General features: G+C 64.2%; 22 protein-coding genes. 19 read left to right on the top strand and 3 right to left on the bottom strand.

The features are described 5' to 3' along the window. The first annotated feature begins 37 nt into the window (after window positions 1-37). The 4 genes from dop (at window position 38) to prcA (ending at window position 3457) form a co-directional block, all read left to right on the top strand. Window positions 38-1540: a depupylase/deamidase Dop gene (dop, locus tag ONR57_RS07180; RefSeq protein WP_265122449.1), complete on the top strand. Its 1503-nt coding sequence runs from the start codon at window positions 38-40 to the stop codon at window positions 1538-1540. Between the two features lie 119 nt (window positions 1541-1659). Further along, window positions 1660-1854: a ubiquitin-like protein Pup gene (locus ONR57_RS07175; protein WP_265122448.1), complete on the top strand. Its 195-nt coding sequence runs from the start codon at window positions 1660-1662 to the stop codon at window positions 1852-1854. Then, complete coding sequence (gene prcB / locus ONR57_RS07170) at window positions 1851-2720, top strand: proteasome subunit beta (protein ID WP_265122446.1); 870 nt, start codon at window positions 1851-1853, stop codon at window positions 2718-2720. The genes ONR57_RS07175 and prcB overlap by 4 nt, the downstream gene beginning before the upstream one ends. Before the next feature lie 5 nt (window positions 2721-2725). Continuing rightward, entirely contained in the window at window positions 2726-3457 is a 732-nt protein-coding gene (gene prcA, locus ONR57_RS07165; protein WP_265122445.1) for a proteasome subunit alpha, read from the top strand. On the opposite strand, the gene ONR57_RS07160 is transcribed toward prcA, so the two are convergent. Continuing rightward, on the bottom strand, window positions 3446-4087 hold the full coding sequence (locus ONR57_RS07160; protein ID WP_265122444.1) for a phosphatase PAP2 family protein: 642 nt from the start codon (window positions 4085-4087) through the stop codon (window positions 3446-3448). The two genes, prcA and ONR57_RS07160, sit on opposite strands and share 12 nt — an antisense overlap. Window positions 4088-4215: 128 nt before the next feature. Here ONR57_RS07160 and pafA point away from each other — a divergent pair, with 128 nt between their 5' ends. The 8 genes from pafA to ONR57_RS07120 all read left to right on the top strand — a co-directional run bounded on the left by pafA (window position 4216) and on the right by ONR57_RS07120 (window position 13803). Continuing rightward, a complete protein-coding gene (gene pafA / locus ONR57_RS07155; RefSeq protein ID WP_265122442.1) occupies window positions 4216-5574 on the top strand; it encodes a Pup--protein ligase in 1359 nt (452 codons plus the stop codon). A 24-nt stretch (window positions 5575-5598) separates the two neighbouring features. Continuing rightward, window positions 5599-6597, top strand: a complete 999-nt coding sequence (locus ONR57_RS07150) for a YafY family protein (protein ID WP_265122441.1) — start codon at window positions 5599-5601, stop codon at window positions 6595-6597. Continuing rightward, the gene (locus ONR57_RS07145) at window positions 6594-7571 is read left to right on the top strand and encodes a YafY family protein (RefSeq protein WP_265122440.1); all 978 of its coding nucleotides are present in this window, start codon (window positions 6594-6596) and stop codon (window positions 7569-7571) included. The genes ONR57_RS07150 and ONR57_RS07145 overlap by 4 nt, the downstream gene beginning before the upstream one ends. A 117-nt stretch (window positions 7572-7688) precedes the next feature. Then, window positions 7689-7961, top strand: coding sequence for a Sec-independent protein translocase subunit TatA (gene tatA, locus ONR57_RS07140; protein WP_265122439.1), 273 nt, complete (start codon window positions 7689-7691; stop codon window positions 7959-7961). Window positions 7962-8046: 85 nt separating this feature from the next. Beyond that, on the top strand, window positions 8047-8961 hold the full coding sequence (gene tatC / locus ONR57_RS07135) for a twin-arginine translocase subunit TatC (RefSeq protein ID WP_265122438.1): 915 nt from the start codon (window positions 8047-8049) through the stop codon (window positions 8959-8961). A gap of 44 nt (window positions 8962-9005) precedes the next feature. Then, a complete protein-coding gene (locus tag ONR57_RS07130; protein WP_265122738.1) occupies window positions 9006-11708 on the top strand; it encodes an RNA helicase in 2703 nt (900 codons plus the stop codon). Window positions 11709-11714: 6 nt separating this feature from the next. Beyond that, complete coding sequence (locus ONR57_RS07125; protein ID WP_265122436.1) at window positions 11715-12203, top strand: DUF4333 domain-containing protein; 489 nt, start codon at window positions 11715-11717, stop codon at window positions 12201-12203. 49 nt (window positions 12204-12252) lie between these two features. Next, entirely contained in the window at window positions 12253-13803 is a 1551-nt protein-coding gene (locus tag ONR57_RS07120; protein WP_265122435.1) for an aldehyde dehydrogenase family protein, read from the top strand. On the opposite strand, the gene ONR57_RS07115 is transcribed toward ONR57_RS07120, so the two are convergent. Continuing rightward, window positions 13804-14763, bottom strand: coding sequence for a 5'-3' exonuclease (locus ONR57_RS07115; RefSeq protein ID WP_265122434.1), 960 nt, complete (start codon window positions 14761-14763; stop codon window positions 13804-13806). Between the two features lie 127 nt (window positions 14764-14890). Here ONR57_RS07115 and ONR57_RS07110 point away from each other — a divergent pair, with 127 nt between their 5' ends. Both ONR57_RS07110 and ONR57_RS07105 read left to right on the top strand, forming a co-directional pair. Beyond that, window positions 14891-16024 (top strand): Xaa-Pro peptidase family protein, encoded by a 1134-nt coding sequence (locus tag ONR57_RS07110; RefSeq protein ID WP_265122433.1) that lies wholly within the window; start codon window positions 14891-14893, stop codon window positions 16022-16024. 33 nt (window positions 16025-16057) lie between these two features. Then, window positions 16058-16822, top strand: a complete 765-nt coding sequence (locus tag ONR57_RS07105; RefSeq protein ID WP_265122432.1) for a DsbA family protein — start codon at window positions 16058-16060, stop codon at window positions 16820-16822. Here the strand turns inward: ONR57_RS07105 and ONR57_RS07100 are convergent. After that, window positions 16781-17239: a TIGR03618 family F420-dependent PPOX class oxidoreductase gene (locus tag ONR57_RS07100; protein WP_265122431.1), complete on the bottom strand. Its 459-nt coding sequence runs from the start codon at window positions 17237-17239 to the stop codon at window positions 16781-16783. The two genes, ONR57_RS07105 and ONR57_RS07100, sit on opposite strands and share 42 nt — an antisense overlap. A gap of 31 nt (window positions 17240-17270) precedes the next feature. Between ONR57_RS07100 and ONR57_RS07095 the strand changes: the two genes are divergently transcribed. The 5 genes from ONR57_RS07095 to ONR57_RS07075 all read left to right on the top strand — a co-directional run bounded on the left by ONR57_RS07095 (window position 17271) and on the right by ONR57_RS07075 (window position 21878). Further along, entirely contained in the window at window positions 17271-18065 is a 795-nt protein-coding gene (locus ONR57_RS07095) for an SDR family NAD(P)-dependent oxidoreductase (RefSeq protein WP_374116408.1), read from the top strand. Continuing rightward, a complete protein-coding gene (gene cbiE / locus ONR57_RS07090) occupies window positions 18062-19273 on the top strand; it encodes a precorrin-6y C5,15-methyltransferase (decarboxylating) subunit CbiE (RefSeq protein ID WP_265122430.1) in 1212 nt (403 codons plus the stop codon). The genes ONR57_RS07095 and cbiE overlap by 4 nt, the downstream gene beginning before the upstream one ends. Continuing rightward, window positions 19270-20019 carry a precorrin-4 C(11)-methyltransferase gene (gene cobM, locus ONR57_RS07085; RefSeq protein ID WP_265122429.1) on the top strand — a complete coding sequence of 250 codons (750 nt, stop codon included), beginning with the start codon at window positions 19270-19272 and terminating at the stop codon, window positions 20017-20019. Before cbiE ends, cobM begins: the two co-directional genes overlap by 4 nt. After that, window positions 20016-20756 (top strand): cobalt-precorrin-6A reductase, encoded by a 741-nt coding sequence (locus ONR57_RS07080; RefSeq protein WP_374116416.1) that lies wholly within the window; start codon window positions 20016-20018, stop codon window positions 20754-20756. The genes cobM and ONR57_RS07080 overlap by 4 nt, the downstream gene beginning before the upstream one ends. A gap of 63 nt (window positions 20757-20819) precedes the next feature. Next, the gene (locus tag ONR57_RS07075) at window positions 20820-21878 is read left to right on the top strand and encodes a YdcF family protein (protein WP_265122426.1); all 1059 of its coding nucleotides are present in this window, start codon (window positions 20820-20822) and stop codon (window positions 21876-21878) included. Window positions 21879-22019: the final 141 nt, after the last annotated feature.

Here is a 22019-nt window from a genome sequence, read left to right as displayed (position 1 = left end):
TGCACACCTTCGACCATCACGGATAGGCTGGTGACTCATGCAGCGCATCATGGGCACCGAGGTCGAGTACGGGATTAGTTCACCGGACGATCGGACGGCGAACCCGATCCTTACATCCACCCAAGCAGTTCTTGCGTACGCCGCAGCGGCGGGATTGCCCCGGGCGCGGCGGACACGATGGGACTACGAGGTCGAATCGCCACTGCGTGACGCGCGTGGCTTCGACCTCGGCCGCTATGGAGGGCCGGCCCCGGTAATCGACGCCGACGAGGTCGGTGCCGCGAACATGATTCTGACCAACGGTGCTCGGCTCTACGTCGACCATGCACATCCCGAGTACTCGTGTCCAGAAGTCACGGATCCGATGGACGCAGTCATCTGGGACAAGGCTGGCGAGCGGGTTATGGAAGCTGCCGCCCGGTTTACGGCGTCAGTCCCTGGGAATCCGCGGTTGCAGCTGTACAAGAATAATGTCGACGGCAAGGGCGCTTCCTACGGCAGCCACGAGAATTACCTCATGCGCCGCGACACGCCATTTTCCGCCGTGATCGCCGGACTGACGCCCTTTTTTGTCTCCCGGCAGGTGATTACGGGACAGGGCCGGGTGGGTCTTGGTCAGCAGGGGGACAAGGAAGGCTTTCAGCTGTCGCAGCGTGCCGACTACATCGAGGTCGAGGTCGGCCTCGAGACCACGCTGAAGCGCGGAATTATCAACACGCGCGACGAACCGCACGCGGACGCCGAAAAGTACCGGCGGCTGCACGTCATCATCGGGGATGCGAACCTCTCCGAGACCGCCACGTACCTGAAGCTGGGCACGACCGCGCTGGTTCTCGATCTGATCGAGGCGGGAATCGACTTCTCCGACCTCGAGCTTGCGAGTGCAGTTGAGGCGGTGCACACAATCAGCCACGACCCGAGCCTGCAGGTCAAAGTGACACTGGCGGATGGGCGCGAGTTCCGTGGACTCGACCTGCAGCGTGAATACGCCGAACGGGTAGGTGACTTCCTCGATCGCCAGGGCAGCACCGACGAACGCGCGCGCCATGTTCTGCAAACATGGGTCGATGTCCTCGACGCGCTGGGCCGGGATCCGATGGAGTGCGCGAATGTTCTGGACTGGCCCGCGAAACTGCGTCTGCTCGAGGGTTTCCGGAAGCGTGAAGGACTGAGCTGGTCAGCTCCGAGACTCCATCTGGTTGACCTCCAGTACTCCGATGTCCGCCTCGACAAGGGCCTATACAACCGCCTCGTTTCCCGCGGCTCGATGAAACGGCTTGTTAGTGAGGAACAGGTAATAAACGCCATGGAGACACCGCCGGACGGCACCCGCGCGTACTTCCGCGGGGAGTGTCTGCGCCGCTTCGGCGGTGAGATCGCTGCCGCTTCCTGGGACTCGGTGATCTTTGATCTTGGCGGTGATTCCCTTGTCCGTATACCGACGCTGGAGCCGTTGCGAGGTACCCGTGCCCACGTCGAGGAGTTGCTGGACTCGGTGCACTCGGCCCGGGAACTCGTTGACCAGCTGACGAAGTCGTGACACCGGCGATGATCGTAAACGGGGGCCAATCCGGGCCGTAACCCTAAACGATCGGTACTGTTGGAGATATCGAGCAGCCGGCCCATGCGGGCAGGCGCAGCGAGAAGGAGGCGGGCGTAATGGCGCAAGATCAGGTCAGGCGCAAGGGCGGCGGGGATGGCGACGAGTCCGCGGAAGGCGCCGCGCCAGCAGGTCAGGAACGGCGCGAGAAATTAGCCGAGGAGACCGACGACCTTCTCGATGAGATTGACGATGTGCTCGAAGAGAACGCCGAGGACTTCGTGCGCGCTTACGTGCAGAAGGGCGGCCAGTGACAGCGGATGACCTGTGGCGGCTGGCCCGTGGCGGTGCTGTGGCGCACGAACGCTTCTCTGCGCTTTCGTCGTTCAGCGACTACCTGCGCCAGCATGCGCCGGAACTGCTGCCCGGAAACCGGGCCGGAGCATTGACTATTTCCAGTGACATCGCGCCACACGGGACGACGATCACCGCGCTGACATTCGGGGGCGGAGTGGTGATCGCGGGAGACCGGCGCGCAACAATGGGCAACGTCATCGCCAGCCGTGATATCGAGAAGGTGTTCATTACGGACGACTACTCGGCTGTCGGGATCGCAGGGACTGCCGGCGTTGCGGTCGAGCTGGTGCGCCTGTTTGCTGTAGAACTTGAGCACTACGAGAAAATCGAGGGTGTATCGCTCACGCTGGATGGTAAGGCAAACCGGCTCGCCACCATGGTGCGCGGCAATCTCGGTGCTGCCCTCCAGGGGCTGGCCGTCGTGCCGCTGTTTGCGGGTTACGACGTCGATGCGCCTGAGCCGGAAAAGGGCGGGCGCATTATTTCCTTCGACGTCGTCGGCGGTCGCTACGAGGAGCATTCGGGGTTCTACGCAGTTGGCTCGGGCGCACTTTTCGCCAAGTCGGCCATGAAGAAGGTGTACCGGTACGACATGGAGGAGGGCGACGCGGTCCGGTGCGCTGTAGAGGCGCTGTACGACGCTGCGGACGACGACACCGCTACCGGCGGCCCTGACCTGGTGCGCGGCCTGTATCCGACCGTGGTCGTCATCAACTCTGCGGGAGCGGAACGCGTGCCTGATACCAGGACCGCGGAGATCGCGCGGACAATTGTTGAAGAGCGCGCGGCGCAGTCACGGAACGGAAACGGGGGCGAGCCCTGATGGCCATGGGATTTCCTTACTATGCGTCCGCCGAGCAGATCATGCGCGATCGCTCGGAACTGGCGCGGAAAGGCATTGCGCGGGGGCGCAGCGTGGTCGTCCTGACCTATGCCGATGGTGTGCTGTTTGTAGCGGAGAACCCGTCGACTGCCCTCCACAAGGTGAGTGAACTGTACGATCGGCTCGGCTTCGCGGCCGTCGGCAAATACAACGAGTTCGAGAATCTGCGCCGGTCCGGGATCCTGCATGCCGACATGCGCGGCTACTCGTACGACCGCCGTGACGTGACCGGACGCTCGCTCGCCAACGCCTACGCGCAACTGCTTGGCACCATCTTCACTGAACAGCCCAAACCGTATGAAGTCGAGCTGTGCGTGGCGGAGGTCGGGGCGGCTCGGCAGCCGCGGGCAGCGCAGCTCTACCGGATCTCGTATGACGGCTCCATCTCTGATGAACCGAACTTCGTTGTGATGGGCGGGTCCACAGAGCCGATCGTCACGGAACTCAAAGAGAAGTTCGCTACGGATTCACCGCTGGATCAGGCGATCCGGGTCGCCGTCGGGGCATTGCAGAAGGCTGCTCCGCCGTCCGGCCAGCCAGCCGCGAGCGAGGGCCGAGTGCTTGAGCCGAACGCCTTAGAGGTGGCGGTCCTGGATCAGACCCGTCCGCGCCGTGCTTTCCGGCGGATCCGCGGGCCGCAACTCGAAGCGATACTCTCCGAGCAATCACCGAACTGACGCCGCGCTGCGGCGGGCACTCCAGAAGCGCTGCGTGACGAGGGCTACGGTTACACCCACGGCGCTGCCCGCGACCACGTCGGACGGCCAGTGGGCGCCGGTGTGCACTCGTGAATAAGCGACCGCCGCGGCGAGTGGCGCGAGGACATACCCTGCGCGCCGCGACTCAATAGCGACCCCGGTCGCGAATGCGGCCGCCAGCGCCGCATGTGCGGACGGGAATGACGGGGTGTCTGGGGTCTCGCTGAACCGCCGGGTGCCGGGCACCGCATGTGCGGGCGGCCGCGTCCGAGGGAACAGCGGCTTCAGCAGTTTCGTCGCGACCAGTGTGCTTGCGCCGAGGACCAGGCTGCCCCGCACCGCGCCGCGGCGTGCCGGCCCGCCTAGTGCGATGAGCAAGGCAGCTACGACGATCCAGATCTGCCCGCGGTTGGCGGAGCGGCTCAGGCCGATCATCAATCGGTCGACAGGGGTGGGCCGCCACTGCGCAGTCCTCGCAACGAACCTGCGGTCCGCGCGGCCTACGGCCCGGCGCACCGCCTGTGCTCTTAGGCGGGGCTCTTCGGCTCGCGCAGTGGCATCTGTGTGGGGGATACGGAGATCCAGGCCCTCGTTGGCCGGTGAATCCATGGTTTAAGCCTAAATCGTCAGTGACGCCTAGTTGTCTGGACCGTAATTCGGTGACCTGATCTTGACGCGGATGGCTGCTCCGTGCAACCGCAAGCGCTTGCGGCGCAACTCCCGGTAGTGTTGCTGGGGTGCGGCGACGAATCATGGGAATTGAGACGGAGTTCGGTGTCACCTGCACGTTCCATGGGCACCGGAGACTCAGTCCAGACGAGGTTGCGCGGTATCTGTTCCGGCGGGTGGTCTCGTGGGGCCGAAGCTCGAACGTGTTCCTGCGTAATGGCGCTCGTCTCTATCTTGACGTGGGCTCCCACCCGGAGTACGCGACGGCCGAATGTGATGGGCTTCGGCAACTGGTGACCCATGACCGTGCCGGCGAGTGGATCCTTGAGGATCTTCTTATCGACGCGGAGCGGCGCCTTGCGGACGAGGGCATCGGCGGCGACATTTACTTGTTCAAGAACAACACGGATTCTGCGGGCAATTCGTACGGCTGCCACGAGAATTATCTGATCGTCCGCGCTGGTGAGTTTTCCCGAATCTCCGATGTGCTTTTACCGTTCCTCGTCACCCGCCAGCTCATTGTCGGTGCTGGCAAGGTGCTGAACACTGCGAAGGCTGCCACGTTCTGCCTGTCGCAGCGGGCGGAGCACATCTGGGAGGGCGTGTCCTCGGCCACCACCCGTTCGCGGCCCATCATCAACACCCGTGATGAGCCGCATGCCGACGCTGAGAAGTACCGGCGCCTCCACGTGATCGTCGGCGATTCGAACATGGCGGAGCCAACCACGCTGCTCAAGGTCGGTTCTGCTGCGCTGGTTCTCGAAATGATTGAAGCGGGCGTGTCATTCCGGGACTTCGCTCTCGACAATCCGATCAGAGCGATTCGTGAGATCAGCCACGACACCACGGGCCGCAAACCGGTGCGTCTCGCCGGGGGACGGCAAGCGAGTGCACTCGACATTCAGCGCGAGTACTACAGCCGTGCCGTTGACTTCATGCGCTCTCGCGACCCGGATCCCGACATGGAACACGTTGTCGATCTATGGGGCCGGATGCTGGATGCTGTCGAGACCCAGCAATTCTCGCAAGTGGATACCGAGATCGACTGGGTGATCAAACGCAAACTCTTCCAGCGCTACGAAGAGAAGCACGGCATGTCGCTGAGTGACCCGAAGATCGCGCAAATCGACCTCGCCTATCACGACATCAAGAGAGGCCGCGGGGTGTTCGACGTGCTGCAGCGCAAAGGCCTCGTCAGCCGGATCACCGAAGATGCCGAAATCAAGGCGGCAATGGAAACACCGCCACAGACCACGCGGGCTAAGCTGCGCGGCGAATTTATTGCCGCAGCCCAGGCCGCGGGGCGTGATTTCACAGTCGACTGGGTACATCTGAAGCTCAATGACCAAGCGCAGCGCACCGTGCTTTGCAAAGACCCCTTCCGGGCGGTTGACGAACGTGTGGAGCGCTTGATCGCGGCGATGTAAGAGCGGCAGAAAGGCGCGGCGTACGTGTCGATTACGAGGGCGGAGCGGCTCGTCAACCTGGTGATTGCACTGTTGTCTACCAGGCAGTTTCTCACCGCTGAACAAATCCGCGAAACGGTGATGGGTTATCCGGATGACGCCACCGAAGAGGCCTACAACCGCATGTTCGAGCGGGACAAGGCTGAGCTGCGCGACCTCGGTGTGCCACTTGAAACGGGGCGCGCATCGTGGCATTCGCAAACCGAGGGCTATCGCATCAACCGTGACGCGTATGAGCTGCCGGACATTCAGCTGACACATGATGAAGCAGCTGCAGTAGCAGTTGCAGCGCACCTGTGGCAGTCCCCGGAACTGCACTCGGCCACCCAGTCTGCCCTGTTGAAGCTGCGGGCGGGCGGGGTGCCGGTCGACGATTCGATTCCCGTCGCCGCGATGCCGTTACGCACCCGCGGCTCGGAGACAGTGGTCACGAAGCTGCTCGCCGCCGTGGACGACGGCCGGGTGGTGCGGTTTTCTCATCGCAGGCAGCCCAGCGATCCCTACGTAATCCGCACGGTTGAGCCGTGGGGTCTGACCACCTGGCGCGGCAAGTGGTACCTCGTGGGGTTTGACCAGGAAAAACGCGATACACGGACGTTCCGGCTGTCCCGCATTGCGGGCGACGTGGAAGCGATCGGCCCCGCGGGGACGGTCCACAAACCAGCGGACGCGGACCTGCGGGAGATCGCGAAGAATGCGGTGACGGCAACCGTGACGGGCGGGTCGGCCCAAGTGTGGGTTGCGGATGGACGTGCGTTTGAGCTGCGCCGGATCGCTACAGCGCACGAACCAGCCGAGGTTGGTGGCCGTCCGGGTACCGTGCTTGATGTCCCCGCGTCATCATGGGAATGGCTGGCGCGTGTGACCGCGGGACACGGGCCCGACGCGCTCGTCCTGGAACCGCAGGCGCTCCGTACTCAGGTCATTGAACTGCTCGAAGGGGCAGTCGCGCAGGACGCCGTGAGCGAAGGGTCAGCACGATGAGCGCATCCAGAGTTTCTGCCAGGCTGGTGCGTCTGCTTAACCTTGTGCCGTATCTCCTCGCCAACCCGGGAATCAGCAAGGCCGACCTCGCGGATGAATTCGGCGTCAGCCAGCGTGACCTCATGCGCGACCTCAATCTGTTGTGGTTGTGTGGCCTGCCGGGATATGGGCCCGGTGACCTTATCGACCTGTCGTTCGACGATTCAACGGTCTCGGTGACATTCGCTGCGGGAATGGAGCGTCCGCTGCGCCTTACCTCACCAGAGGCTACGGCGCTGCTCGTGGCGCTGCGTGCCCTGCTGGACCAGCCAGGCATGGTTGATCCTGCGGCTGCACAGCGCGCCATAGCGAAGATCGAGACCGCGGCGGGCGTCGCCTCCAAAGAACGGGAGGAAGCGATCTCGCCGACTGCGACAGACAGCGCCGCGGCGGCAGCAGTACGTGCAGCGGTAGCTGCCGGGCGAGCCTTGCGGCTGCGCTACTATTCGGCCTCGCGCGATGCCCAGACCGAACGGATCGTGGATCCGATCCGAATTTTGCTCGTCGACGACCAGAGCTACTTGCAGGCCTGGTGCCGAATGGCGGAAGGGGTTCGGTTGTTCCGGTTTGATCGCATCGATGATGCGACGGTGCTGGAGGAGTCCGCAGCAGTGCCCCGCGAAGCCGAAGGCGAGATCGGGACCGGCCTATTCAGCGACGACACTGCGCTGCCGATAGCAGACTTGCGCATTAGACCGGAAGCCGCGTGGTTTCTCGATTACTACCCGGTCGAGTTGGCTGGACCGCCCGATGCCGAGGGTGTCATGGCAGGGACCATGAGATTCGCGAGTACCGAGTGGATGGCTCGGCTGCTCGTAGGATTCGGATCGCAAATCCACGTTGTGTCACCGCCTGAACTGGTGGAACGTGTGCGGCAGCGAGCTGAAGCCGGGATCGCTGCGTACACGAAAGCGGCCCTGGGAGCGTACGGTTAATATGCGGTACGCGTGTGCGGCAGCGTGAATCGTGGATGAACGCATAGCGCGCACACAGGTGCGTCAGCAAAACTCCGGTAGCATCGCTGGAGAGAGACGTGATTGGGAGGCTAAATCGTGGGTGCAATGAGCCTGTGGCACTGGCTGATCGTTTTGCTCATCGCCGTGATCCTGTTCGGCTCGAAGCGGCTGCCTGACGCCGCACGCGGTCTGGGACGCTCGATGCGAATCTTCAAGAGCGAGATTAAAGAGATGCAGGACGGTGAGTCGAAGACCACGCCAGCGCAGCAGCAGCCTCAGCAGCTCGCCGCAGCGCCAGAACAGGCCAGCCAGCCTGGCGTGCAGGCACCTGATCAGCAGGGTGTCCAGCAAACAGGCCAGCAGTCCTGAAGCTCAGGTCATCGTTCGGCGGGCGAGTGGGCACCGTCGCGGTGTGCGCTGTGTCCCTATCCCTTGAGTAAGAAGAAGTCCAACGTTGCGTTTGCCTCTTACCTCCCGGCGCAGCAAGCGCAGGGCGAATCCGGACGGCACGATGCCGCTGGTGGAGCATCTCTACGAGTTGCGCACCCGGTTACTCGTGTGCGTCGCCGCGGTCGCCGTCACGACGGTCGTTGCATTCATCTGGTACTCGCAGCGGGTGTTCGGCCTCGAATCGCTCGGTGAGCTGCTCCGGGGTCCTTACTGTGCGCTGCCGCCGGAAAGCCGGGCGGATCTGACATCCGGCGGTGCGGATGGCTGCCGCCTGCTGGCAACCGGCCCGTTTGAGCAGTTCATGCTGCGGCTGAAGGTCGCGGTGACGGCCGGGATCGTGCTCGCCTGTCCCGTCTGGCTATACCAAATATGGGCGTTCATCGTCCCGGCGCTGCACCGCAACGAGCGCCGCCTGGCAATGTCGTTCGTCGCGTTCGGGGCCGTACTCTTCGTCGGTGGCGCCGTGCTGGCGTACTACCTCGTCGCCTACGCCCTGAGCTTCCTGCTGACCGTCGGTGACAACGTCCAGGTCACAGCGCTAAGTGGTCAAGAATATTTTGGTTTCATCATCCGGCTGATCATCATCTTTGGCGTCAGTTTCGAGCTTCCACTGCTGATCATCATGCTGAATCGCGTGGGTGTGCTGCCGTATGCGAAGCTCAAAGCATGGCGGCGCGGGCTGATTTTCTCGCTGTTCGTGTTCGCTGCCATTGTGACGCCACACGATCCATTCTCGATGCTCGCTCTGGCGCTCGTCCTGACCGTACTGTTCGAAGGAGCGGTCCAAGCCGCACGGATTCACGACAAGCGTAAAGCGCGCAGGGAACACGATGAGTTCGGCGGTGTGAGCGACGACGAAGCGTCACCGCTGACGTCCGTGACCCCCATCGAAGACGACAAGGCAACCCAATCGAAGTGACCGATGCGCCCAGCCCGCCACCTGAACGCTCCGCGTTCGCGGCCATGCTGCCGTTCCCGATGGACCCATTCCAGCTGCGCGCGTGTGATGCACTAGAAGGTGGGCATGGAGTTCTCGTCTGCGCGCCCACTGGTGCGGGAAAGACGGTAGTCGGCGAGTTTGCGGTGCACCTCGCGCTGCGCGCTGGCCGGAAGTGCTTTTACACCACGCCGATCAAGGCGCTGTCGAACCAGAAGTACGCTGACCTCGTCGCGCGATATGACCGCGAGACCGTGGGACTGCTGACCGGCGATCAAAGTATTAATTCGGAAGCACCGGTCGTCGTGATGACGACCGAAGTGCTGCGCAACATGTTGTACGCGGGGTCGGACACACTGCGCGGTCTCTCTTACGTCGTCATGGACGAGGTGCATTTCCTTGCCGACCGCTTCCGTGGCGCCGTGTGGGAAGAGGTGATCCTGCACCTGGCTGACGACGTGAAGCTCGTCAGCTTGTCAGCGACGGTGAGTAACGCCGAAGAGTTCGGTGCGTGGATGGAAACTGTGCGCGGTGACACAACGGTGATCGTGGATGAGACACGCCCTGTCCCGTTGTGGCAGCACATGCTGGTTGGTCCACGGCTGCTCGATCTATTTCCCAGCCGCGCCCACGGAAAGGGTGCGCGAGCGCTGAACCCGGATTTGCTCGCGCACGTCCGTAAGCGGCTGGCGGCTGTGGGCGCGGAACGCGGGCCCTACCGGGGCGGTCCCAGCCGATTCCGAGGCAACGGCGGCTCCGGAGCCTCCGGGCGGACTGGCGGATTTGGCGGGCGATTCCGCCCGCAGGGCCGTGCCGAAGTGATCGCGCGGCTTGACGATGAGGGTCTACTGCCCGCGATCACGTTCGTTTTCAGCCGCGCGGGCTGTGACGCGGCGGTCGGCCAATGTATGCGCGCGGGGCTTAGCCTCACCTCGGAGGACGAGGCAAAACAGATTCGCGACATCATCAAGAAGCACACGGGCGAGTTACCCCGGGCCGACCTGCAAGTACTCGGTTTCGCTTCGTGGTGTGCCGCGCTGGAGCGGGGCATCGCCGCGCATCACGCCGGAATGCTCCCCGCTTTCCGGCACACGGTCGAAGAACTCTTCGTCAAGGGTCTTGTTCGCGCGGTCTTCGCGACTGAGACCCTCGCACTGGGAATCAACATGCCCGCTCGGACCGTCGTGCTCGAGAGCCTCGTGAAGTTCAACGGTGACACGCACGCCGATCTCACGCCTGGCGAGTACACACAATTGACTGGACGAGCCGGACGGCGGGGCATCGACGTTGAGGGTCACGCGGTAGTGCTGTGGCAGCCGGGCGTTGATCCTGAGATGGTGGCCGGTCTCGCCTCGACGCGCACATTCCCGCTGCGCAGTTCGTTCGCACCTGGCTACAACATGGCCATCAACCTGTTGCGGCAGCGGCCCGCCGGTGATGCGCGGGAACTGCTGGAGCGTTCGTTCGCCCAGTTCCAGACTGACCGCTCAATCGTTGGTGCAGCACGTACCGTGGAACGCAACGAAGCCGAGCTGGCCCGGCTCGAAGGCCGAGTCGAATGCCATCTCGGAGACCTCCGTGAGTATGCGACACTTCGCCAGCAGATTTCGAAGCGGGAACGCGACCTGGAACGCAGCGCGAGCGAGCAGCGGCGAGACGATGCCGCCGCCTCTTTAGTCGCGCTGCGCCGCGGTGATGTCATCGTCATCCCCAGCGGCCGGCGCGCGGGTGTCGCGGCAGTGGTGGAACCGGACAGGGAGTTCGCGGATCCCCGTCCGCTCGTGATTACCGACTCGGCCTGGGCAGGCCGTGTGACGCTGAGAGACTTTCCGGTGCCCGCACAGACGCTCGGTGCAGTGCGGTTGCCCCGGCACGTCGACTACCGCTCGGCGCAAGTTCGGCGGGATCTCGCATCGACGCTGCGCAACCTTGGTTACACCCCGCCGCGCCGTCCGCTCGGCCGCAAGACCAAGAAATCTGCGGCGGCCAACGACAAAGATCTCGCGCAGATGCGCCGCGCCCTGAAAGCCCACCCGTGCCACCGGTGTGAAGAACGCGAAGAACACGCGCGCTGGTTCGAGCGATACGACCGGTTACGGTCCGACACCTCCCGGCTGCGGCGCCAGATGGACCTGGCCTCCTCTTCGCTGGCGCGCACATTCGACCGGATCGTCGCGCTGCTGACCGAACGCGGCTACGTGGATGTGAAGGGTGAATTGACTGTCACCGAGGAAGGTGAGTGGCTGAGCCGGATTTACAGCGAAAGCGATCTGCTGGTCGCGGAGGCGCTCCGGCGGGGAATCTGGAAAGGTCTCGGACCGACCGAACTTGCGGCAACCGTGTCGGCGGTTGTGTTCGAAACCCGTCGCGAAGGCGCCAGCGGGGGCCAGATCCCGACCGCTCCGATGCGCCGGGCGCTCGCGGACACAATGCGTATCTGGGAAGAGATCCACTCGGATGAGCTTCGACATAAGCTGCCGACGATGCGCGAACCCGACCCGGGCTTCGTGCACGCCGCATATCTGTGGGGTACCCAGGCGCCGCTCGTGGAGGCGCTCCTCGCCGCAAACGAGATCTCCGCGGGCGATTTCGTGCGCTGGTGCCGTCAGCTTATTGACCTTCTGGACCAGATCAGGGTTGCGGCACCCGACCGGGAGGTCAGGTCCACCGCAGGCAAGGCGATCGATGCGATCCGCCGCGGGGTTGTCGCCGTAGATGCAGATGAGTGAGGCGAGATGACCGATCCTGCGCCTGGTTCGTCCGGGTTTGACCCATGGTCGCGGCACGGCAGCGGCCAGCCGCAAGGGCTCGGCGGCTACGGCTTCGGGCCGCCGGTCGGGCAGCCGCCGCCAGCCCCGTCACACAGCGAACAAAGCGTTCCCGAGGCACAGTCACCGGCGCCTCAGGGTCGCGCCTGGCTTACGTGGGGCGCGGCCGGTGTGCTTCTCGTAGGAGCGTTCGTCGTCTTCGGCTTTGTGTGGCCCGGCGGTGGTCTGCTAGTGCGTCAAACATTGAACCAAAGCTCCGTCGAGACAGGTGTCGCTTCGATCATCACAGACGTGTACCGGGCTGGCAGTGTTGGCGCCGTGGACTGTCCCGCCGGCCAGGAAGCGCGAAGCGGTGTGCGTTTCATGTGCGTGGTGAACCTCGATGACGAGCCCCGTCGGGTAGAGATAACAGTCCTGAACAGCAGAGGCGATTACGAAGTCGGAAATCCGCACTAAGCGGACACCCAGAACGTCTGACGCCCGGACGCACTGGCAGAATGGACACATGGGTCACGATCAGGGCGATTTTCCAAACGTTGACCATCTCCGCGGGCGCACCGAGGATGCGTTGCAGCTTTGCGGCGTTTCTCTGCGCCCGCCGGGCGACTCCTCCGATGGTGTTTTGACGGTGCGAACGCCTATCACTGGAGAGGTGCTTGCAGAGATCGCACAGGCCACGACCCAAGACGCAGACGACGTCCTCACCGCCGCAGCGGAAGCATTCGCCGACTGGCGGGTGGTCCCCGCACCTGAGCGTGGCGCGGTAGTTCGGCGATTCGGTGAGATATTGCGCGAACACAAAGCTGGCCTGGCGCAGCTCGTGACGCTAGAAGCAGGGAAGATCGAGTCGGAAGCACTCGGTGAAGTCCAGGAGATGATCGACGTCTGCGACTTCGCCGTCGGGCTCTCGCGCCAGCTGTACGGCTTGACAATGGCGTCTGAACGCCCGGGGCACCGGCTGATGGAGACCTGGCATCCACTCGGTGTTACCGCCGTCATCACCGCATTCAACTTTCCGGTCGCGGTATGGGCGTGGAATACGGCGATAGCGCTGGTGTGCGGTAACCCAGTGGTGTGGAAACCGTCCGAGCAGACGCCGCTGACGGCGCTGGCGTGTGATGCGCTGCTAAAAAAGGCGTTCGCTGAAACCCGCACCGATTCGCGTTTGCACTCGGTACTGCCCGGGGGCCGCGAGATAGGCGAGTTCCTCACCAATGACGACCGCGTCGCGCTCGTGAGCGCGACGGGATCAGTGCGGATGGGCCGGGAAGTGGCACCGCGCGTGGCGGCGCGCTTTGGGAAGACACTGCTCGAACTCGGTGGCAACAATGGCGCGATCATCGCCCCCACTGCGGATCTTGACCTCGCTGTACGGGGAATCGTGTTCGCGGCAGCTGGTACCGCGGGGCAACGATGTACGACGCTGCGGCGCCTGATCGTGCACGACTCCATCGCGGATGAGGTCACCCAACGGATAGCCAAGGCATACAGCACCTTACGGATCGGTGACCCGTTCTCATCTGGGGTCCTGGTGGGTCCTCTGATCGGGGAACACGCGTACGAATCGATGCTGGCGGCGCTGCGTGCGGCCCAACAGTGCGGTGGCGAGGTTCTCCACGGTGGCGAGCGGTATTACGAGGACGACGCGCCGGCCGCGTTCTACGTATCGCCCGCGCTCGTGCGGATGCCTGAGCAAGCACCCATCGTTCATGAGGAGACGTTCGCGCCAATCCTGTACGTCATGACCTATCACGACTTCGCGGACGCGATCAGCCTGCATAACGCGGTCCCGCAAGGCCTCGCGTCGGCCATCTTCACCAATGATGTGCGGGAGGCGGAGCTGTTCCTGTCTGCGGCTGGGTCGGACTGCGGGATCGCCAACGTCAACATTGGAACGTCAGGCGCAGAAATTGGGGGCGCGTTCGGCGGGGAGAAGGTAACCGGAGGCGGGCGCGAGTCTGGGTCAGATGCGTGGAAGGCGTACATGCGCCGGGCAACCAACACGATCAACTACTCCAGGGACCTGCCCCTCGCGCAGGGGGTGGAATTCGGCTGATCATTGCCCCGGCTCGCCGGCCAGTGCACTGGTGAGACGCGCGACCGCATTGTCGAGCCCGTATTCCTGAGTCAGTTCCGCGACGCGTCTGCGGTCAGCAGGTGCGGAAGGCAACACGTCATCGCGGGAATACGCAACGGGCGCATCGCAAGCGACGCGGACAACGGCGTCAGCAGCCTGGATGTAATCGGCAGCACCAGTGAGCTTCGTGCGGAGACCAGCCGACAGCTGACTGGCCGGATCGTTCGCGGCAGCGATGAGCGCCGCAAGTGATCCGTGTTCGAGGAGCAGACGAGACGCCGTCTTTTCGCCGATACCAGCGACACCGGGCAGGCCGTCAGACGGGTCACCCCGCAGCAGCGCCAGCTCCGCGTACGCGGCACCAGCTCGGTCAGCGGGTACGCCGTACTTCGCGGCCACCTCATCGGGACCGAACAGTTCCGCCTTCGCCAAACCGCGCCCGACGTACAGCACCCGCACCGGTACCGGCTCATGCCGGACGACCTGCAGGAGATCACGATCCCCGCTGACGACGATGACCGGAGCCGTTGTTTCGCGGGCGGACAGAGTGCCGAGCACGTCGTCTGCTTCATAGCCGTCCGCCCCGGCCGTCGCAATCCCGAAAGCGTCGAGGACTTCGAGAATCATGTCGACCTGCGGTGTCAGCGTGTCGGGAACTTCTTCGACGTCGACCGTTCCCGGTTCGGTGGCGACTGCTTCGACTCGGTGCGCCTTGTACGACGGGATCGCGTCAACCCGGAACTGCGGCCTCCAGTCATTGTCGAGGCACACAACAAGCCGTCCCGGACGGTGCGCGCGCACGAGCGCGGCCACCATGTCTGTGAACCCGCGCACCGCGTTGACGGGGCGCCCGTCGGGCGAGGTCAGCGATTCAGGCAGTGCATAGAACGCCCGAAACCAGAGGCTTGCTCCGTCAAGAAGCATCAGCGGTGCAGTCACTCCAACGATCTTGCCAGGAAACGGCCGGACACGGGCACGCGGGGCGAGACGCGGGCGCATCCGGCCTGGCAGTTGGCGCACTTGGCCGCAGGCGCGCCACTGTCTACGACAGACTACGCTGACGTCCATGAGCGACACTTCCGGCGCCACCACGTTCCCGCCTGGCGCCTATGCCGAGCGCATCCGCAAAGCACAATCTCACGCGGCTGCGGCAGGACTGGCGGGTCTGCTCATCAGCCCGGGTCCTGACTTGCAGTATCTTGCGGGTTCCCGGATGAGCTCCTTTGAGCGACTGACGTGCCTGGTCATTCCAGCGGATGGCGATCCAGCAGTGGTGGTGCCGCGCCTCGAGGTCGCGGCACTGCGCGGTTCGCCGATCGATGCGCTCGGAATTGAACTGCGGCCCTGGGTGGATGGCGACGATCCCTACCTCTTGGTTCGATCTGCGCTCGCGAGCGAAGGCCGCGTCGCCATTGCAGATGCGATGCCTGCACTGCACGCGATACCGCTCGCGCGCGTCACCTCCGAGCGCCCGCTCGAGCTGGCTACCCCCGTGCTCCGAGAGCTTCGCATGATCAAGGACGACGCCGAACTCGCGGCGCTGCGCGCCGCAGGGGCGGCAATCGACCGCGTGCACGCGCGAATGGCTGAATTTGTGCAGGCGGGCCGCACAGAAGCGCAGGCTGCCGCCGACATCACTGCTGCGATTATCGAGGAAGGGCACACCGAGGCGGCGTTCGTCATCGTGGGGTCCGGGCCCAACGGAGCTGACCCGCACCATGAAGTGTCAGATCGGCTTCTCTCCGCTGGCGACGTCGTTGTGGTAGATATTGGCGGCCCAGTCGCCGCAGGTTACTACTCGGATTGCACACGGACGTACGCACTTGGCGAACCAGACAGCACCGCAGCGGAGCGCATCGGCATTCTGGAGGCGGCTCAGCGTGCGGCAGTGCGCGCAGTACGCCCAGGTGTCACCGCTGGCGAGATCGATGCGGCAGCTCGTGACCACCTGCGCGACCACGATCTGGCGGAGTTCTTTGTACACCGCACGGGCCACGGGATCGGCTTGTCGGTCCACGAAGAGCCATATATCGTGTCGGGCAGCAACCAGACATTACGGGCGGGTATGGCGTTCAGCGTGGAACCCGGTGTGTACCTGCCCGGGCAGTGGGGTGCGCGTATCGAGGACATCATCGTCGTCACGGACCATGGTGCCGAGTCGCTTAACAACCAGCCCCACGAGTTAACGGTGTTGTCGTAGGTTATGCGGGGTGATTGCGACGAGGAGCGCGCGGTGCCAGCAGCCGGGGAGCAGAACGTATCCGAACAGAACAGTCACACGAGGCTGAAGCGGTTTGGCGCGATAGCAGCGCTCATTCTTGCCGTGATCACTGTTGTCATCATCTTCTCGCGCGGTGAGGAGACAGTGGGGGAGCCCGGGGCGTCGCTCGGCACAACGCACGTCACGCCGTCGCCCGTGGTCACTGCACCCCTGGCATCGATAGCAGACGGCAGTGTCCGTCTCGTTCCGCAGGGCGCCCCGAGTGGCGTCGTAGTCGTGACCGTCATCGAAGACTTCCTGTGTGATGCCTGCCGCGAGTACGCCGGCACGTTCACCCCCGCGCTGCGCGATCTGGCCGAATCGGGGGCAGCTACTGTCGAGTACGTCGCGGTCACCAGCGCGGCAGCGCAGAGTGCTGCACGCGCGGGTCACGGGCTGCGTCTGGCGAACGCGTCGCTGTGTGTCGCCACTGACGATCAATCGAACTGGCCGGCGTTCCGCGCGGCGCTGTACGAACAGGCCGGGACTGCGCCGTCGGACGATGCCGCAGCCGACTCACCACTGATCGCAGCTGCGCAGGCGCACGGTGCGTCGCATGCGGTGGACGCGTGCATACGTGAGCAGCAGTACTCTCACCACATCACTGCGAGCACACACCGGTGGGAATCTGAAGTGCATGGGGAATTGCCAGCGATTCTCGTCAACGGCCAGCCTATCGACCTCGCTAACCCCGCGTCACTCGTCGCGGCGGTGCGCGTCGCCGGCGTGAACCGCTGAACGAGCCGTGCTGCCGTCGACAAAAAGCGCCCGAGAGCCCAGAATGCGTGACACGGAAATCTCGATGACCACGCGCTGCGGATTGATCTTGGGCTGGCGGTAGCGTTGCGCGTACCGGTGCTCTGCTTCGCGAACTGCCGCTGCTTCCCTGCGGACCACAGCGGAACCTTCGAGAGCGAGCCAGCGCGCGCGTTCAACCTGAAACACAGTGGCGTATCCATGCCGCTCCACATTCCGGACTTTCTGGCTGTGGTCGCTCGTGATGACTCTGGCTATGCCGTTTCCTGCGTCCCACGTGAAACCCACCGCGACAACGTGCGGCAGTCCGCTTGCTCGCAGTGTGGTGAGGGAACCGAGATGCCGTTCCGTCAGAAATTCAGTTGCTTCGGGAGCGAGATCCGCGGGGGTGTGTGCCATGGCGCCCACGGTAGTCGAGCACACTAGTCAGGTGAGAATCTTGCATGCCAGGCAGAGGCACAGCGGAATCGATCCGGGGGCGGTGGTGGTCTTCGGGGGCCGCAGTGAGATTGGACTGGAGGTCGCCAAGCGGCTTGCGCCCGGCCGGAAGGTGGTACTCGCGGCGCGAGTCAGGGACGGCGCTGACGGCGCTGCGCACCTCGAGCGTGAAGCTGCGCTGCTGCGAGCGGCGGGAGCAGTGCGCGTCGACACGATCGACTTCGATGCCGACGACGTGTCAGGGCATGCGGAGGCGCTGGGTGCCATCACGCGCGCGGCAGGTGAGATCGGCGTCGCGGTGCTGGCGTTCGGCATCCTCGGCGATCAGCAGCTGGCAGAGCGGGATGCCGCGCATGCGGTACAGATCGTGCACACCGATTACGTCGCACAACTCAGCCTGCTGACGCACCTTGCACGGGCGCTGCGCGCACAGCGCAGCGGCCAGCTGGTCGTCTTCTCCTCGGTTGCGGGTATGCGCGTCCGCCGCGCGAATTACGTCTATGGATCAGCGAAAGCGGGTCTCGATGGTTTCGCCAGCGGTCTTGCCGATGCGCTCCACGGCAGTGGCGTGCATCTGCTGCTCGTGCGGCCAGGATTTGTGATCGGGCGTATGACAACGGGCATGGACCCTGCCCCGCTGGCGAGCACTCCGGCCCAGGTCGCGGACGCGGTCGTGCGCGGACTCAGACTCCGGCGGGGCAGGATCTGGGTACCGGGCACGCTCCGCCTGCTGTTCGCTGTGCTTCGGTACGTGCCCCAGCCCATCTGGCGGAGAATGCCGCGATGACTAACCGGATCAGTGTGGTAGGACTCGGCGCGGACGGATGGCGCGGTCTTACCGCAAACGCGCGCGACCACATCAACGCCGCCGATGTGCTGATGGGTTCGCGACGGCAGCTCGCTCTGATACCCACAGACAGGAAGGTACGTGTTGAGTGGCCCTCGCCACTGGTTCCCGCTCTGCCCGGATTGCTCGCGCAGCACGCAGATTCGAAGGTGTGCGTGCTGGCGAGCGGAGACCCGATGTTTCACGGCATCGGCGTAACGCTTGCCGGTCTTGCCGGTGCGGAGAACCTGGATGTCGTACCGGCGGCGTCGAGCGCTTCACTCGCGTGTGCGCGCCTGGGGTGGCCGCTGGCTGACATTCCGGTGATCAGCCTGGTCAGCCGGAACGTCGCGGTGATTCTGCCGGAGCTGGCGCCGGGGCGCCGGCTGCTCATCCTGAGCCGGGATGGGTCGACACCCGCAGCGGTGGCTGCCCGCCTCACCGAGTGGGGATTCGGAGCTTCTACAGTCACGGTGCTCGAAGAACTCGGAGGCCCAGCTGAACGTGTTTGTGCCGGAAAGGCCGCTGATTGGGACGTGGACTGTGCGGCCCTCAACGTCGTAGCCGTCGCAGTGGCTGGCGGCGGAACGCAACGGCTGACACGCATGCCGGGTTTGCCCGACGACGTCTACGGTGCGAATGGGCAACTCACCAAGCAGGAAATGCGCGCGCTCACGCTGTCAGCACTCGGCCCGGCCCCAGGCGAGCTGCTGTGGGATGTGGGTGCGGGCTCGGGAAGCATCGCAATCGAATGGATGAGAACTCATATTTCGTGCCGCGCAGTGGCATTCGAGTCGCGGCAGGATCGGATTGGGCGAATCATTGCCAATGCTGAGCGTCTCGGCGTACCGGACCTCCACGTTACCGGTGCGGCGCCCGCCAGCTTCGGGGGGCTTGCGGACCGCTTTATGCTGCCTGATGCGGTGATGGTGGGTGGCGGGGTGACGCAGCCAGCGCTGCTCGAGGAGAGCTGGCGGCACCTCCGGCCGGGCGGGCGTATGGTCGTCAACGCAGTGACAGCGGAATCTGAAGCACTGCTCGTGCGGTGGTTTTCGCACCGTGGCGGCTCGCTGCGCAAGATGCAGTTTTATCGCGCCGCGCCGTTAGGTGACTTCACCACGTGGCGTCCGCAGTTGCCAGGAACTCAGTGGATAGGGACGAAGCAGTGACTGTGTACTTCATTGGTGCTGGCCCCGGGGCGGCCGACCTGATCACGCTGCGGGGCCAGCGACTCATCGCTGCCAGTCAGGTGTGCCTGTATGCGGGTTCTCTTGTTCCGCAGGAGCTTTTAGCACAGTGTCCGCCGGGCGCGGAAAAGGTCAACACAGCCCGTCTGAGCCTCGACGAAATCATCGAACGTATACTGGCCGCCGATCGTGCGGGTAAGGATATCGCGCGGCTGCACTCAGGGGACCCATCGCTTTTCAGTGCGGTAGCGGAGCAAGTACGCCGTTTGGAGCACGCAGGCGTGCGTTACGAGATCGTCCCGGGTGTACCAGCGTTTGCCGCCGCTGCGGCAGCGCTCGGCCGCGAACTTACTGTTCCGGGTGTTGGTCAGACGGTGGTGCTCACGCGCATCGCAGTCGACGCGACCGCGATGCCGCCCGGGGAGGAACTCGATGCGCTCGCCCGCACCGGTACTACGCTGGTGCTGCATCTTGCCGTTGGGCATATGGATAAGGTTGTTGGTGCGCTGCTTCCCCATTACGGGAGTGACTGTCCGGTGGCGGTGGTGGCGTTCGCAAGTCGGCCGGACGAGGTGATCGTGCGCGGCACGCTCCGGACGATTGCGGACGCGGTGATGGAGCGGGACATCCGGCGGACTGCTGTGATCATCGTCGGCCGGGTGCTGGCTGCTGAGGGATTTCCGGACAGTTACCTCTATTCTGCTGCGCGGAGCCGGGCGACGCACTGATGCGAATATTGCTGCTGGGCGGGACGGGAGAGGGTCGCCGCCTTGCCGGGGTCCTTTCTCGCCACCACGACGTCGTATCCTCGCTTGCCGGCCGTATCAGCGCGCCAACGCTGCCGGAAGGGGAGGTGCGGATCGGCGGCTTCGGCGGTGCTGGAGGTCTCTCGAGTTGGCTTCGCGAGCAGCGCATCAGCGCGCTCGTCGACGCGACGCACCCGTATGCGCAGGGCATTACAGCGAATGCGGTGGTGGCTGCCCGGGCAGCGCAGGTCCCACTGCTCGTTGTGCATCGAGCGCCGTGGCACCCGGTGGTTGGGGATACGTGGCGGTGGGCGGACACGATGGACGACGCGTACATGCTCGCAGACAGCTACCGCACGCCGGTGTTTCTCACCATTGGCCGCCAAGAACTGCGGGCGTTCGAGGGATTGCCAGAGGTGGTTGCGCGGGTTATTGAGCCACCCGGGTGCAGCCTGCCCAGTTCGTGGCACGTCATCACCCAGCGTGGGCCGTTCAGCGTGAGTGGCGAGCGTGCGTTGATGGAGCGGCATCGCATCGGTGTCGTAGTCACGAAGAACAGCGGCGGCGACCAGACTTGCGCAAAGCTTGTCGCCGCGCGCCAGCTCGGCATTCCTGTCGTGGTGGTGCGTCGTCCAGCGCTACCTTCCGGGACAGCTGCAGTGTCGTCACCGCGTGCGGCGGTGCAGTGGATCGATGCGCTCACGCGCGGTGCGGAATAACCGTTATCGATCTGTCCTTCTGCCGGACTCGCGCTGTTGTCTGCATCACATAACGTTACTGATGTGACGCATGTTTCTAGAGTTGCCGCCATTGGCACGATCGCACTTTCCACGGTGGCCTATTCTGCGCTCACTGTGCTGACCGCCCCCGCTGCGCTCGCCGTGCCTGCCACGAATCCAGTGGTGGTTGCCGACGTATCGGCGGCTGACGCGGCCAACCTCTACAACCGAGCGCAAGCAAAGTTCACCGCCCGAGATGCCGCAGGCGGCCTCGCTGATCTCCGAGCGATGCTTGCGATCACCCCGGATGACGTGGACGCACTGGCATTGCAGGCGATCTGGTCGGAGCAGCTCGACGACGCCGCAACGCGCGACGGCGCCCTCAGCGCCCTGGAGCGGGTCGACTCCGCTGCAGCCCAGATGGCGCGCAACGTTATCGATGGCGTGAACGCGGCGGCGCAGATCGTACCCTCGACCCAGCCAGTTGCCGCGCCGTCGGCCCCCACGGCAATCGTCATGCTCGGATACGGGCTCAATGATGACGGCAGCATGGCACCCGAACTGGTTAATCGGGTCGCGGCGGGCCTAGCGCAGGCGCAGGCAACGCCAGATCTTCCGCTGTTCGTTTCAGGTGGCGTACCGAAACGGGGCATCACCGAAGCTGCTGCGATGAAGGAATGGCTGCTGGCGCAGGGAGTCCCGGCGTCGCGTATCACTACGGAGGAAAGATCAACATCGACGGTATCGAACGCGCAGTTCACCACTGAGCTGCTGCAACAACTCGGTATCTCGGAGGTCGTTCTGGTCACCTCGCCGAGCCACGTCCGCCGCGCAGCCGCAGCCTTCGCTGCAACTGGCACCAGGGTGGCGGGCACGGTGACCACGGATACTGACATCGCGAGTTACCTCACCCCATACACCCGCGAGCAGCAGGCGGGCATCAGGGTCGAGGCAACTCGCGCCGCCCGGATTCCGGTGACAAAGGCCGGTTCTCCTGCGTCGCCGCAGCCGTCACCTGGTGTTCTGCCGGGGTGGGACCTTACTGGGCTTCCGGACGTTTTAGAGGTCGTCGGTGAGCTCCTCGACCTCCTGCTTGAGTCGGGTGGATCGCTCGAGCGTTGATTGTCACTGTGGGCGAAGAAAACTACTGGGGCGCTCAGTTGGTTGTCGTGCAAGGTGACACGCGGTGCAGGTGTGATTTCTGAGAATTTTGAGATACTTCCGTACTCAAGATAACAATGTGGTTACCATGACCACGCATTG

It is taken from the genome of Hoyosella sp. YIM 151337, from assembly GCF_026041215.1.
In the GTDB taxonomy this organism is placed as follows: Bacteria; Actinomycetota; Actinomycetes; order Mycobacteriales; family Mycobacteriaceae; genus Hoyosella.
The sequence above is the reverse complement of the archived record's forward strand: the minus strand, read 5'-3'. Positions and strand labels throughout refer to the sequence as shown.

Bases quoted from the DNA above. Each gene is read 5' to 3' on its own strand.
- prcA (WP_265122445.1), top strand. From the start codon at position 2,726: ATGGGATTTCCTTACTATGCGTCCGCCGAGCAGATCATGCGCGATCGC.
- ONR57_RS07145 (WP_265122440.1), top strand. From the start codon at position 6,594: ATGAGCGCATCCAGAGTTTCTGCCAGGCTGGTGCGTCTGCTTAACCTT.
- ONR57_RS07160 (WP_265122444.1), bottom strand. From the start codon at position 4,087: ATGGATTCACCGGCCAACGAGGGCCTGGATCTCCGTATCCCCCACACA.
- ONR57_RS07120 (WP_265122435.1), top strand. From the start codon at position 12,253: ATGGGTCACGATCAGGGCGATTTTCCAAACGTTGACCATCTCCGCGGG.
- dop (WP_265122449.1), top strand. From the start codon at position 38: ATGCAGCGCATCATGGGCACCGAGGTCGAGTACGGGATTAGTTCACCG.
- ONR57_RS07175 (WP_265122448.1), top strand. From the start codon at position 1,660: ATGGCGCAAGATCAGGTCAGGCGCAAGGGCGGCGGGGATGGCGACGAG.
- ONR57_RS07125 (WP_265122436.1), top strand. From the start codon at position 11,715: ATGACCGATCCTGCGCCTGGTTCGTCCGGGTTTGACCCATGGTCGCGG.
- ONR57_RS07100 (WP_265122431.1), bottom strand. From the start codon at position 17,239: ATGGCACACACCCCCGCGGATCTCGCTCCCGAAGCAACTGAATTTCTG.
- ONR57_RS07110 (WP_265122433.1), top strand. From the start codon at position 14,891: ATGAGCGACACTTCCGGCGCCACCACGTTCCCGCCTGGCGCCTATGCC.
- cbiE (WP_265122430.1), top strand. From the start codon at position 18,062: ATGACTAACCGGATCAGTGTGGTAGGACTCGGCGCGGACGGATGGCGC.
- ONR57_RS07130 (WP_265122738.1), top strand. From the start codon at position 9,006: ATGCTGCCGTTCCCGATGGACCCATTCCAGCTGCGCGCGTGTGATGCA.